Consider the following 13,208-nt stretch of genomic DNA (forward strand, 5'->3'; position numbering starts at 1 on the left):
CTTCCCTCCATGAATATTTTATGACAAATAACGATAGTAAGCAAAATCATCTTATAATTATACTTACTGGTAAGTATAATTATTGAGGGTTGAAAAAACATAAACATTATCCTCATGACAAGGTGGTTTTAGAGTTGAACACAGCACAACGTACAAACAAATGGAAAAAGATAATCATGTGGACTATTTTGGCCATCATTATCATCATGGCCGGAGTTTTCGTATATCTTCAATCAGTCACGTATAGTCCGTCTGAGCGAGCGGAAGCGGCGTTTACAAGTGATGGTCAGGTTAATGTCACCGAGATTAAGGATGGTTACCGGTTTGAACCCGTGGGTACAGAGGTAACAAAGCCGAATATTATTTTCTATCCCGGCGGTCTAGTCGAACCTGAAAGCTATTCTCCATTTGCCAGAGAACTGGCAGAAGAGGGTCATCGCGTATACATCGCGAAGATGCCAATAAACTTGGCCATTTTCGGTCAGAACAAGGCTGATTCTTTTATCGAGGAACATCCTGATGAATCATTTGTTATTGGCGGACATTCACTGGGAGGATCATTTGCATCACGGTATGCTGCCGAGCACACGGAGAAGTTGAAAGGCGTCTTTTTCCTGGCATCCTATGCTGATGAAGGCGGTAGCTTGAAGAATACAGACTTGTCTATCTTACAGATTACAGGCTCGGATGACGGAGTGCTTAACAGGGAAGACTGGGAGAACTCCAAAGCTAATCTGCCGGAAGACACGACATATGTGAGTATTGAGGGTGGAAATCACGGTCAATTTGGCTCATACGGCATGCAAAAAGGAGATATTCAGCCTAAAGTTACGGAAGAAAAGCAGTTGGAAGAGGTTGTCGTAGCATTGGAAAGATGGCTAGATACACTGAATTAATGTATTGGATTAATCTTATGCTCAGCTATGATCGGTTATCATCGGAAATAAAGTCGCTAAATAGCGGCTTTTTTTGTCTCAACAGAATTGATTTAATGACCACAAGTCGTTAACATTAGAGTCATTGTTCATGGTTACAACAATACGAATAGCAGCAAGAACATCAAAAGGAGAAAAGATTATGTTTTTCAGAAAAATGGCTTACACTTTATTTATCATCATTGCCGCATTAATGTTCACAGGTTGTACTTCACAGTCTTTGTTTGATACCGGCTCTCCTCAAGCAGTATCGGAGGAAATGGGATTTGATGAGGTTGCCAATTATATCTCGGAGCACAATGAACTCCCACCAAATTACATGACCAAGAAAGAGGCCAGAGAATTGGGCTGGGTACCAAGTGAAGGGAATCTGCATGAAGTAGCTCCTGGCAAAAGCATCGGCGGCGATGTATTTAGGAACCGGGAAGGCTTATTACCTAACAAAAAAGGTCGGATATGGTACGAAGCTGATATACATTATTCAGGAGGACGACGCGGAAGCGACCGAATTCTATACTCGAATGATGGCCTAATCTACCAGACGACAGATCATTACAAGTCATTTGAACAGATCAAACAAACGGAGGAATGAGATGAGCATCATTCAGATTGACGGAAACCACACTCACACCAAGGAAGAGTTGCATCAAGTGCTCCAGAAACAGCTTGAGTTAGACGAGAGCTATGGAGCCAATTTGGACGCATTATGGGATGTCTTGACTGGGGCTGTAAGCATGCCGCTTACTGTTCAATGGCTTGGATTCGAGAAAAGCAAAGAAATTCTTGGAGATTACGCTGACCAAGTCATCGAATTGATGCGGGATGTGGAAGGCGAGATCCAAGGATTTACGTTGGAATTATATTATTGAAATGTAATATTGGCGTTATGAGGCGATGGGCAACCATCGCTTTTTTGGTCTTCTCAGTTGATTGTGGATCATGTCTAGATCATGCTATTTTCATGGCTTAATAATCAAGGTTCGGGTTAAAAGACTTCCTTATACTTTAAGCATGGAATAGGATAGGCAGGATTTTAATCGTTTATTAACGCTTGATTATGTAAGCGTATACTATTCCGAAACGAGTTATCGTAATGTCTGGATTGTTTATCACGACTAACACCATCTAGGGGGCAGAGAAATAATGAGAGCCGTTTCAAAATTGCTAGGAGCATGCCTTGTAACAAGTGTTGTGCTGGTTTCCGCCGGTTGCGGAAATGCTGCAGAGAATGCCGAGTCGAATAGCAGTGATCCGAACAGCCCGATCTCGTTTACTTTCTTTGGAGCAGACGCAAGTCCCAATTGGAACAAAATGCAGGATGCCGTAGGGAAAAAAATTACGGAAAAAACCGGTGTCAGCATTAATGCAGAATTTGATATTTCGAGCGGAGGAGGTAATGACCGCATTTCCCTGATGGCTGCCAGTGGCGATTATCCGGATCTGATCTTCCCCAAAGGCAATTTGACCCGACTTGTAGATGCCGGTGCGATGGTAGATTTGACGGATCTGATCGAAGAACACGCGCCCAATTTGAAAAAGATTTACGGAGAGCATTTTAATCGGTTGAAATACAGCAATGATGATCCTTCAATATATTGGATTCCGACGAACGGTGCGATCGATCAGGTCAGCTTTGACGCCACGAACGGTGCAGCCATTCAACATCGTGTAGTTAAGGAACTCGGGTATCCTGAGATCAAAACCTTAAACGATTTCGAAAATGTACTACGTGACTTTTACGAGAAGCATCCGACAACAGACGATGGTCAGCCAACGATTCCACTAACGCTTAGTGCGGATGGATGGAGACGCATGATTACGGTGACTGACCCCGCTGCCATGTCAACGGGTGGCCCGGGAGATGGCGAGTATTTCATCGATCCAGACACATATGAAGCCGTTCTGCATTACAAACGCCCAGAGGAAAAGGAATATTTCCGCTGGTTGAACAAGATGTACAATGAGGGCTTGCTAGACAAAGACAGTTTTGTTCAAAAAGATGATCAGTATAAGTCCAAAATCGCCAGCGGACGCGTGCTTTCGTTGCTTGATCCGAACTGGGGATTCAGTGATGCGGAAAATGCGCTGAAAAGTGCAGGGAAAGACGACATGACCTACGGATTCTATCCGGTAACACTAGACGATAGTTTTCAGCGCAAAGACTTTCAGAATATCGGCTTTGACGGCTATGGCATTGGGATAACGGTCGATTGTGAAGATCCTGTTCGAGCCATCAAATTTTTGGACTGGATGTCTTCTGAGGAAGGACAAGTATTGAGAAACTGGGGCGTTGAAGGGGAACACTACAACGTGGAAGACGGTGTTCGCACCATTCCGGCAGATGTACAGGAACGTAAAAACAAAGACAATAACACGTTTACCAAAGAAACCGGTGTAGGCTTGTACTACATTTTTGGTGCCCATTACGGGGATGGTGTTAAAGATTCAACGGACAACTATTACACGACGAATTATCCTGAACAGATTCAGCAAAGTTATTCCGATGAGGAAAAAGAAGCGCTGAAAGGGTATGGTATCAAAACCTGGAAAGATTTGTTCCCTTCTGAAGAAGAGTTCCCGGTGAAAGAGTGGGGCGCGGCTTACAACATGCCGATTCCATCTGATAGCGGGGATTATAATGTGGTGTATCAGAAAACGCAGGATATTATTCAGAAACGGATCGCCGAAGCGATCACATCTTCTCCAAGTGCGTTTGAAGGCATATATGACAATATGATTGCTGAACTGGATGATGCGGGTGCGGTAGCCATGGAACAACAGTATACGGAATGGATTAAGGATCGCGTTCGATTGTGGACGGGAAAAGAGATCAATTAACGAGCGGCTATGATCGCAATAAAAAAAACATCGAGCCATCCTGCATGGCTTGATGTTTTTTGGCTTTTTCAATACATTAGCTTGTTATTATCATGATAACAGTTCAATGGCGTCACGTCGTTGTTTGCTATATTTGCCTGGAGAGATGCCGACCATTTTGGTAAAACTCCGAATAAAGTTAGCATAGTCACTAAAGCCCGATTGAAAGCAAGCATCCGTAATACTCATTCCTTCAGACAGGTGGAATTTGGCCCGTTCAATCCGACGACCCAAGATGTAGGACCTGATCGTCAATCCGGTATGCTTTTTAAACTGGCGGCTGATATAAGTACTGTTCATATAGAATGCTTCCGCAAGTTTGCGAAGTGTAATATCTTCATTCAGATGTGTCTCAATATAATCCATAGTCTCACGTACCAGTTCAGGCATAATGTCATGAGGAACAAAGGAATTGTTGTGAAAACAGACGTTAATCATGACCAGCAATTGGGCTATCACTGCATTCATTTTGATATCCGCGCCATAAGCATCGGAAGCAAGTAATCCTTCCAGCTCGCTCGTCCATTGCAATATCTGCTTCAGACTACGATCGTCGAGGTGAACGATGTTGCCTGTTCCTTTTGAACGATGATCAAAACAAGACGACAGGTTGGTTGATGTAGTAGACAACTGATGAAGGTACGTTTTTTTTAGATTAATTGTAATTCGCTCATATTCAGATTCATCCAAAATAAAGGCTCGATGCATCTCTGCAGGTGATATCACAATTAAATCCCCCGGTTGCACATGGTAACATCGATTTTCTACATAAAAGTGAACATTGCCACGAAGAAACAGGTAGATCTCGTATGCATTATGGCGATGATAGATCGTTTCCAGCTTATACGTCGTTACTCGATGCAGGTACAAAAGTTCTGGCTGGATGGGATCATAAAAATACTCAGAGGACCCACTCATGAAGCACCTCCCGTCATTTCACGCAATAAATAGAGCGGATAACGCAATGAAATTGTACTCAGCTTACCTTAAAATGTAATCATCCTATCATGGTATCCTTTGTATTGCAAACGCTTTCGCACAAAAAGATAACTAATAACGATTATAGGGGGAATTCTTTCGATGAATCATCATTCTACATCACAAGCTGGTGAGCAAAACCCAGTCCAGTCTGCCAAACTGGAGAAGTTTACAAAGGAGATTGGGAAGCTTCGTCCCAACGGAAATCCTCTGATTGCCCACAAGTTTGGAGCCGATCCCTATGCTTTGGTATTTAACAATCGAGTCTACTTATATATGACTAGTGATAAGCTCGAATATGGTAAGGACGGTACTCCTCAGAAAAACAGCTATAATTCAATCAACCGGATCACAGTGATCTCTTCAGATGACTTGATTAACTGGACCGATCATGGTGAGATCAGGGTTGCTGGACCTCAGGGGGCAGCGAAATGGGCTTCCCAATCCTGGGCTCCGGCAGCTGCTCATCGAATAATAGAAGGCGAAGACTGTTTCTTTCTATATTTTGCAAACAATGCCAGTGGAATCGGTGTATTATCGGCACCAACACCTGTAGGTCCATGGGTAGATCCAATAGGAAAAGCACTTGTTACAAGAGAGACTCCGGGAGTAGAAGAAGTAACTTGGCTATTCGATCCTGCTGTGTTCGTAGATGACGATCATCAAGCCTATCTCTATTTTGGAGGCGGTATACCCGAAGGTAAAGCCGAGAGACCGGATACGGCAAGGGTTATGCGATTGGGAGACGATATGATCAGCGTCGTTGGCAAAGCGAAGGTCATCCCGGCGCCATATATGTTTGAGGATTCAGGAATACATAAATATAATCATATTTACTACTATTCGTATTGCTCCAATTTTGACGAGGGTGATCGGCCAGAAGGCAGTCCACCGGCTGGAGAAATTGCTTATATGACCAGCATTCAACCAATGGGTCCATGGACATATCAAGGAACGATTCTTCAGAATCCCGGACACTTTTTTGGTATTGGCGGCAACAACCATCATGCTATATTCCAACTGGCGGATCAGTGGTACATTGTTTATCACGCCCAGACGTTATGCCAAGCCATGAGTATTCCCGAAGGATACCGTTCCACGCATCTGAATCGAATCGAACATGATGAGGCCTCTGGTCGGATCAAGAAGGTACATGCAGATTATCAGGGCGTAGATCAGATCAAGTGCTTTGATCCCTATCAACGGGTAAATGGTTCAACGATTGGATGGAGTAGTGGCGTATCAACAGAACAATATCACGACGCTGCTGAGGTGTCAGCATCAGATTCGAATGTGATTTCAGCCAAGCTGAAGAGCGACAGCTGGATTGCAATATCGAACGTCGATTTTGATCGTGAAGGACCTGCAATCTTCAAAGCCATCCTTGCGAATCAAGGTACAGAAGGTATGTTGGAACTTCGGCTTGATCGTAAAGACGGACCGTTAATTGGAGAAATGATTGTTTCGTCCACGACTGGATCACTTCACTGGATGGAACGAACAACCGAAATTACGGGTGCGCAAGGTGTTCATACCTTGTATATTATGCTTAAAGGCTCAACAGACAGCTCAAACATCCTTTTAAGAGAATGGAAGTTTAACAGAAAAGATGAGGTGTAAATGAAGCATGTATCCAAATCCAATTATTTGGGCCGACTTCCCGGATCTTGACGTTATTCGTGTAGAGGACACGTATTATATGGTCAGCACAACCATGCACATGATGCCAGGATGTGTCATCCTGCGTTCATATGACCTGACTCAGTGGGAAGTAGCTACCTATGTGTACGACACATTGGACGATACTCCAGCCCAACGGCTAGTGGATGGTCAGCATATTTATAGCAAAGGCATGTGGGCCGCCTCTCTTCGTTATCATCAAGGAGTGTTCTATGTAATCTTTGTCGCGAATGATACCCGTAAAACATACTTGTACACGTCCACATCCATCTCAGGAGTGTGGAAGAAGCAGCTAGTGGAAGGGTTCTACCATGATTGCTCCTTATTCTTCGACGATGATGAACGGGTATATCTCGTGCACGGTAATGCCGAGATCTATCTGACCGAATTAAGCTCTGACCTGTCCGGGCCCAAACCTGGTGGAGTACATCGCTTGATTGTAAAAGAACAGCAGCCTTATCACCTTGGTTATGAAGGAGCACATTTCTACAAGATCAACGGGAAATATATCGTTTTCCTGATTCACATCACGAAAGCTTCCGGACGTAGAACACAGGCGTATTATATGGCTGACTCTCTGGAAGGTGTTTTCGCTGGTGGAGAAGTATTCAATGACGACATGAATTATTTCAATTCAGGCGTTGCTCAGGGCGGCATTGTGGATACGCCGGATGGTGACTGGTACGCGATGCTGTTTCAGGATCATGGGGCCGTTGGCCGTATCCCTGTACTGGTTCCGCTACATTTTGATCAAGATATCCCGGTGTTTGCAAGCAAAGCTCCGAAACAGATTAACATCCCGAGTACCAGACCAAAGTACCGTTATAATCCATTGGTCGGGAGCGACCGTTTCGATTATGAAGTCGAAGAAGATGGACGAATACGCCTTCGTGATTTCTGGCAATGGAATCATACACCTCATCATGAACTCTGGTCCGTTACAGAAAAACCGGGGGTTTATCGTGTTCGAACTGGACAGATCAGTCCAAATCTGACGTTTGCCGTAAACACACTAACCCAGCGTTCAATGGGGCCTGCTTGTGAAGCGACGGTCACACTCGATGGCACTTCCCTAAAAGATGGAGATTATGCAGGGTTGTGCTTTCTAATCGGTTCGTATGGCATGATCGCTCTTACGAGAGAGCAAGGCTCGTTTTTCCTGGTCATGCATGCCAGAGATAGTGAGGATCCAACGATATTTGGCAACCTGATCGATCAGCAGCCAGCGACTGAACATGCACGTATTCCAGTCTCCGATCCAATCGTTAAGTTGAAAGCATTCGGAAATTTTGAAAACAATCTGGATGAGTGCTCTTTTGCCTATTTTGATGGGATGAAGTGGAGAGATCTAGGGATTCACCATAAAATGATATACAAACTGGATCATTTTATGGGATGCCGGGTTGGTTTATTTGTATATTCGACCCAAATGGTTGGAGGAACAGCTGACTTTTCCAGTTTTGACTATCACGTAATCAACCCTGATGAGATCAATGAAAATCCTTAAAGTCCGCCCAACGGCGGCTTTTCGTATTCAGTGGGTACAAGTTGTTGTACAATGATATGGATTCAAGCTGACAGAGAGAAGAGAGTTGTTCACACCGAATTGGGGGCATGTCGTCATGTATAAGAGATGGTTGGACATATCAAGATGGACGTTCATTCTGTTCCTTGCCGTGTGCATACCAGCAGGCCACACCGAAGGGAATTCTGATCAACATCATTCGCAACTGGATGGCGAGCAGATGCAACCTCCCTCTACGTTTGGGAGATACTCTCCGCCCATAGAGGTCTCTTTTGTCAGGGAAACCGGAGATGACCTTGAGCGAATGATTGGTCAGTTGCCAGGCGAGACAATACTGGATAATCGCTGGACTCGTTTGTACGAGACCGAGCTGGGTATTCATATTCACTATGATTGGATTGCGAACGGAGATGTGTACAGTCAGAAGCTGGGCGTATCTCTTGCTGCAGGACGTTTCCCGGACGTGGTCAAAGTGAATCCATACCAACTTAGACAACTGAGCAATGCTGGAGTGATTGAAGATTTAACGGATGTATACCAAGAGCATGCTTCTCCACTTACGAAGAGAATATTGGAGGCGGAGGGAAGAGGCGCATTCGACGCAGCGACCATTGACGGCAAACTTATGGCGATTCCCGAATCATCTTCCTCCATTGAGACAGCGCAGTATCTGTGGATTAGAACCGATTGGCTGGAGCATCTGGGGCTGCAATCACCCAAAACACTGGAAGACGTTCTGCTAATATCGAAAGCGTTTACAGAAAGAGATCCTGACGGGAACGGAGAACAGGATACATACGGACTGGCGCTAACGAACCATCTATGGGATCCCGCCATGGGAGCTGCAGGCTTGATGTCCGGATACGGCGCATTCCCCAATATATGGGTCAAAGATGCAGAAGGCAATCTTACTTATGGGGGGATACAACCTGAAGTTCGCGAGGCTCTGCAAGTACTGCAAACCATGTATCTTGACGGGCAATTGGATCCGGATTTTGGTTACAAAAGTGGGAGTAAGGCGTTTCGTCTGGTTCAGGATGGAAAAATAGGAATGCTCTACGGCGAGCAGTGGACATCCTTTATGCTTCAGACCACCCGGGATACAGATACAGATATAGAATGGCAGGCATATCCTATTGTTGCGAATTCAGGCAGGGATCTATTTGTACCTCTCCGTTCGAACACAGGGCAATACTTTGCTGTAAAAAAAGGGTTTTCTAATCCGGAGGTTGTCGTGAAGCTCATGAATCTGCATCTGGAAACCAATTGGGGGGATCAGGCACAGTACGAAACATATTACAATGACGATTCCCGAGCGGTGTGGATGCTCTCACCCGTTACTCCTTTTCCCGGTAACAAAAATATAGATGCCTACAAGGAAATTCGTGATGCCAGGAGTTCAGGAGATTACTCGGCTCTGCAGAATGAAGCCCTTGCGATTCACAAACGAATTGTTGCCTACGATAGGGATGGTGTGAAGAGTGGCTGGGGATGGAAGCAAACCTACGGACCTTCGGGTGCTTTTAGCATTGCAGATTCATACGAGAAGAACGGTCAACTTCTCTATGACCAGTTCACGGGCGGAATTACGGACACCATGGTGGACCGGCAGATTATTCTGCGGGATCTCCAGCTTGAAGCCTATATGAACATTATTCTGGGTAGGCCAATAGATGAGTTTGATCGATTTGTAGAGAACTGGCGCAAGCTGGGCGGAGATCAGATCACATCGGAAGTTAACGCGTGGTTCCGAACCAACAAGCCAAAGGAGCAATAATGTTCACACTTACTACTGTACGCATACAAGGAACTAATCCAGCCTTTGGTATTGGAGGTGGAAGCATTGATCAAGATTCCCGCTAAATCATGGTTTAACAGTATATTTGTGCGATTGATATTCACCTATCTGGTCTTCGTGCTTCCCCTTATTCTTCTTGGCGTGTATCTGTATCATTGGAGTTATGACAATGCAAGCCAGGAAATATCCTTGTCAACGGAGAGACGTTTGAACCAATATGTAGTGGAACTGAATAGGGAAATGGAATGGATGGAGCTACAGCAGTTTGATATCGTCGAGGATCGTAAACTGAATCGTTTGGCGATTCTATGGAACATGATGGATCAGGTTGAGCGACGGGATACGTTGAATTATCTGACTGAACGGCTCGCGTCATTTAAGAACAGCACGGCTTACATCAGAAACGTCCATGTACATATCCCTACCGTCGGCAAAAGTATTTCCGCGACCCAAGGCATCGATGATTTCGATGAGAGTTCATATGTATACTTTAGTTCAGGCATGCAAGGAAAAGGTACACATTTTACTGTGAAAGAGAACACCATGAACATGAGTGCCGTCCGGCTGACAGGTACGAGAGGGGAAGCGCCGCTATTTGTCATTCAAGTGGAGCTCAATACAGAGCACTTTCAGAATGAACTCACTCGGCTTAATCTGTACCCGGAGAGTTCTACTTTTCTGATTGAGGACCAAACGGGCCATGCCATCACAGATAAGCAAGAAAGTAGTATTATTCTCGCGAATTACCGTGAGCATAGTGCACAAGGTACACTTGATGGTTTTCGGATGAAGGTGGAGGGCACGTTGTATCACGTTAGTCAGTTACATATGGACTCGCTGGGATTGACCGTAGCTACATATTTGCCCGAGGAAATAGTAACCAGGCCACTTAGCAAGTTCTATCACTGGGCTTGGCTTTTTGCAATTACTTCATTTGTGGCCATCACGGCATATCTGTATTCAAGCTACAAGCTGATTCACATTCCATTACTATTGTTAGTGAAAAGATTCAAAAAAATGGAGGGCGGCGTGCTTGATGTGCCCATCGCGCACAATCGAAAGGATGAGTTTGGCTTCCTATACACCCGTTTCAATCAAATGATTGAAAATCTTCAATCCCTGATCGACCGAGATTTCAAAAAAACAATGATGATGCAGCGAGCCGAATTGAAACAGCTCCAATCTCAAATCAACCCTCATTTCCTGTACAATAGCTTTTTTATTTTGAATTCGCTCGCCAGAACAGGGGAGACAGAACGTATTGAACAGTTCACTAATATGCTTGGTGAATATTTCAGGTTCATTACCCGAAATGAAACAGATCACGTCAAGTTAAAAGAGGAAATTGAGCATTCACGAATCTATACGGAGATCCAGCAGTTGCGATTCTCCAGACGAATCAAAGTCGATTTCGGGCCACTTCCAGTGCAAATGGAACATATTGAGGTGCCCAGACTCATCATTCAGCCGATTATTGAGAATGCCTATGAGCACAGTCTTGAAAAGAATACGTCTTCTGGCCTTCTAATTATCGGGTTTCATATGGAAGCTCCATATGTAGAGATTACAGTAGAGGACAATGGAAATGATTTGGAAGAAAGCCACATCCATGTTCTTCAGCAACGTTTACATATGGACGGAGGCACGGATGAAATGACTGGATTGATGAACATTCACCGACGTCTGGTTCTGACATATGGAGAAGGAAGCGGGCTTTTCCTATCCAGAAGTGAACTGCAAGGATTAAAAGTCACAATTCGAATCCAGTGGAAGGAAGGGGAACGCGAATGTATCGACTTTTAATTGTGGATGACGAGGAGATCATTACGGACAGTCTCTATGAAACGTTCGCCAGGCATATGCCTGACCGGCTTGACGTATGTATGGCTTATTCCGCGACAGAAGCCTTATCTTGGATGCAACGATCAAGAATCGACATCGTTCTAACGGACATTCGTATGCCGGGTATGAGTGGTCTGGAGCTGACAGAGCGGATTCAGAGCAGTTGGCCGAATTGTCGGATCATATTTTTGACTGGACATAGTGATTTTGATTATGCCTACCGGGCTTTTCAAATGCGCAATGTGCGTTACCTGCTCAAAACGGAAGGTTATGACAAAGTGATGGCAGTTGTCGAAGATGTGATGGAAGAGATCCGACAGAGTCACAGCATGCTTGAAATATTGGAACAATCGCGTGAATTCAACTCTCAGCTTGCAGTGATTCAGCAAGAGTCGTATTTGCGGAAATTACTTCAGGATTGTACAGCAACCATATCTGGCCCAGTCGAAATGCAAGATGAATTGTCCAAACGAAAGATAAACTTGCGTTTCGACACACCCGTTTATCTCGTATTGGGTCGGTTCAATAATTCGTCAGGAGCAGGTTCGGAGCCCACACAAGCCCAGGAATCTGTACGTATTATTGGCTCATCTTTGATGCATGAGCGAATGGGGTGCGCTAGTGTAACAGATCATTACGGAGATGTGGTCTGGCTGCTTCAGCCCAAGCAGGAGGAGATGGAGAACGACAAGATCGTACGATTTCTTGAGGGTACATTGGAACTTGTGCAGGAAGCTTGCATGGTTTCACTTGACGTATCCATCGCGTTTACATTAAGTGGGCTGAGCTGTCATTGGTCCGGGATAACAAAACAATATGAACGGTTGAGATTGCTTCAATGGATGAAAGTCGGAGATGGGGTATCCATGGTACTCACGGATCATAAGGATGATCTTTCGGCAGGTGCACCCAAAGAATCCATGCGGATTTCCAGTCGGATCGAGATCATGTCAGGTTACTTGGAGACAGGAAGAATTCAGCCATTCTACGACATATTTGAGGAGCTTGCAGGTGAACTGTTGCAACAGGATATAACGATGGAACGTGCAATGGAGACATACTACAACCTCGCATTGTTACTGCATTCGACCATTAATCGTTGGAGTCTTCAACAGAAAATCCCGGAACATCGAAGCTTGCTTCATTTGGGGGAGTATACCTGTATGAAGGATGCCGTGCAATATCTATACCGTGCTGCCGATGAGTTAGTCCGATTCAAGCGATCAAATGAACAAGAACGTGCTAACGTTGTCATTCACTCTTTATGCAATTACGTCAAGGATAACCTTGAGAAAGATCTATCATTGGTGAGATTGGCTGAACTCCATCATTTTAATCCGTCTTATCTTTCGCGATTCTTCAAACAGGAAATGGGCATAAACTTGTCTGAGTTTATTGACGACTGCCGGATCAGGAGAGCCAAAGAATTGCTTCAGAATAAAGATCTCATGGTGCGCGAGATTGCACTTCAAGTGGGGTATGAGGCAGCGCATTCGTTTACCCGACTGTTCAAGAAAATAACGGGCATGACGCCTCAGGAGTACCGGGAATCTCTTCTGGTGCGCTAAATAGG

General features: G+C 44.7%; 10 protein-coding genes. 9 read left to right on the plus strand and 1 reads right to left on the minus strand.

Annotated elements, in window-relative coordinates; all coding sequences use genetic code 11:
• Window positions 1-134: 134 nt before the first annotated feature.
• The 4 genes from M1D71_RS13475 to M1D71_RS13490 all read left to right on the plus strand — a co-directional run bounded on the left by M1D71_RS13475 (window position 135) and on the right by M1D71_RS13490 (window position 3,773).
• Window positions 135-896 carry an alpha/beta fold hydrolase gene (locus M1D71_RS13475; protein ID WP_458126871.1) on the plus strand — a complete coding sequence of 254 codons (762 nt, stop codon included), beginning with the start codon at window positions 135-137 and terminating at the stop codon, window positions 894-896.
• Between the two features lie 181 nt (window positions 897-1,077).
• Window positions 1,078-1,527: a ribonuclease domain-containing protein gene (locus tag M1D71_RS13480; RefSeq protein ID WP_458126872.1), complete on the plus strand. Its 450-nt coding sequence runs from the start codon at window positions 1,078-1,080 to the stop codon at window positions 1,525-1,527.
• Window position 1,528: 1 nt separating this feature from the next.
• The gene (locus M1D71_RS13485) at window positions 1,529-1,804 is read left to right on the plus strand and encodes a barstar family protein (protein ID WP_145325942.1); all 276 of its coding nucleotides are present in this window, start codon (window positions 1,529-1,531) and stop codon (window positions 1,802-1,804) included.
• A 274-nt stretch (window positions 1,805-2,078) separates the two neighbouring features.
• Entirely contained in the window at window positions 2,079-3,773 is a 1,695-nt protein-coding gene (locus M1D71_RS13490; RefSeq protein WP_458126873.1) for an ABC transporter substrate-binding protein, read from the plus strand.
• A gap of 90 nt (window positions 3,774-3,863) precedes the next feature.
• On the opposite strand, the gene M1D71_RS13495 is transcribed toward M1D71_RS13490, so the two are convergent.
• The gene (locus M1D71_RS13495) at window positions 3,864-4,730 is read right to left on the minus strand and encodes a helix-turn-helix domain-containing protein (RefSeq protein WP_458126874.1); all 867 of its coding nucleotides are present in this window, start codon (window positions 4,728-4,730) and stop codon (window positions 3,864-3,866) included.
• Window positions 4,731-4,892: 162 nt separating this feature from the next.
• Here M1D71_RS13495 and M1D71_RS13500 point away from each other — a divergent pair, with 162 nt between their 5' ends.
• From M1D71_RS13500 to M1D71_RS13520, 5 genes are all read left to right on the plus strand, one after another.
• Entirely contained in the window at window positions 4,893-6,410 is a 1,518-nt protein-coding gene (locus M1D71_RS13500) for a glycoside hydrolase family 43 protein (RefSeq protein WP_458126875.1), read from the plus strand.
• Window positions 6,411-6,417: 7 nt separating this feature from the next.
• Window positions 6,418-7,977, plus strand: coding sequence for a glycoside hydrolase family 43 protein (locus tag M1D71_RS13505; protein ID WP_458126876.1), 1,560 nt, complete (start codon window positions 6,418-6,420; stop codon window positions 7,975-7,977).
• 115 nt (window positions 7,978-8,092) lie between these two features.
• Entirely contained in the window at window positions 8,093-9,772 is a 1,680-nt protein-coding gene (locus M1D71_RS13510) for an extracellular solute-binding protein (protein ID WP_458126877.1), read from the plus strand.
• Window positions 9,773-9,829: 57 nt separating this feature from the next.
• Complete coding sequence (locus M1D71_RS13515; protein ID WP_458127237.1) at window positions 9,830-11,596, plus strand: sensor histidine kinase; 1,767 nt, start codon at window positions 9,830-9,832, stop codon at window positions 11,594-11,596.
• On the plus strand, window positions 11,581-13,203 hold the full coding sequence (locus M1D71_RS13520; protein ID WP_458126878.1) for a response regulator transcription factor: 1,623 nt from the start codon (window positions 11,581-11,583) through the stop codon (window positions 13,201-13,203). Before M1D71_RS13515 ends, M1D71_RS13520 begins: the two co-directional genes overlap by 16 nt.
• The last annotated feature ends 5 nt before the right edge of the window (window positions 13,204-13,208 follow it).

Source organism: Paenibacillus sp. Z3-2, from assembly GCF_054161325.1.

Coding starts and splice junctions, on each gene's coding strand:
- M1D71_RS13480 (WP_458126872.1), top strand. CDS start 1,078: ATGTTTTTCAGAAAAATGGCTTACACTTTATTTATCATCATTGCCGCA.
- M1D71_RS13500 (WP_458126875.1), top strand. CDS start 4,893: ATGAATCATCATTCTACATCACAAGCTGGTGAGCAAAACCCAGTCCAG.
- M1D71_RS13490 (WP_458126873.1), top strand. CDS start 2,079: ATGAGAGCCGTTTCAAAATTGCTAGGAGCATGCCTTGTAACAAGTGTT.
- M1D71_RS13510 (WP_458126877.1), top strand. CDS start 8,093: ATGTATAAGAGATGGTTGGACATATCAAGATGGACGTTCATTCTGTTC.
- M1D71_RS13505 (WP_458126876.1), top strand. CDS start 6,418: ATGTATCCAAATCCAATTATTTGGGCCGACTTCCCGGATCTTGACGTT.
- M1D71_RS13495 (WP_458126874.1), bottom strand. CDS start 4,730: ATGAGTGGGTCCTCTGAGTATTTTTATGATCCCATCCAGCCAGAACTT.
- M1D71_RS13485 (WP_145325942.1), top strand. CDS start 1,529: ATGAGCATCATTCAGATTGACGGAAACCACACTCACACCAAGGAAGAG.
- M1D71_RS13520 (WP_458126878.1), top strand. CDS start 11,581: ATGTATCGACTTTTAATTGTGGATGACGAGGAGATCATTACGGACAGT.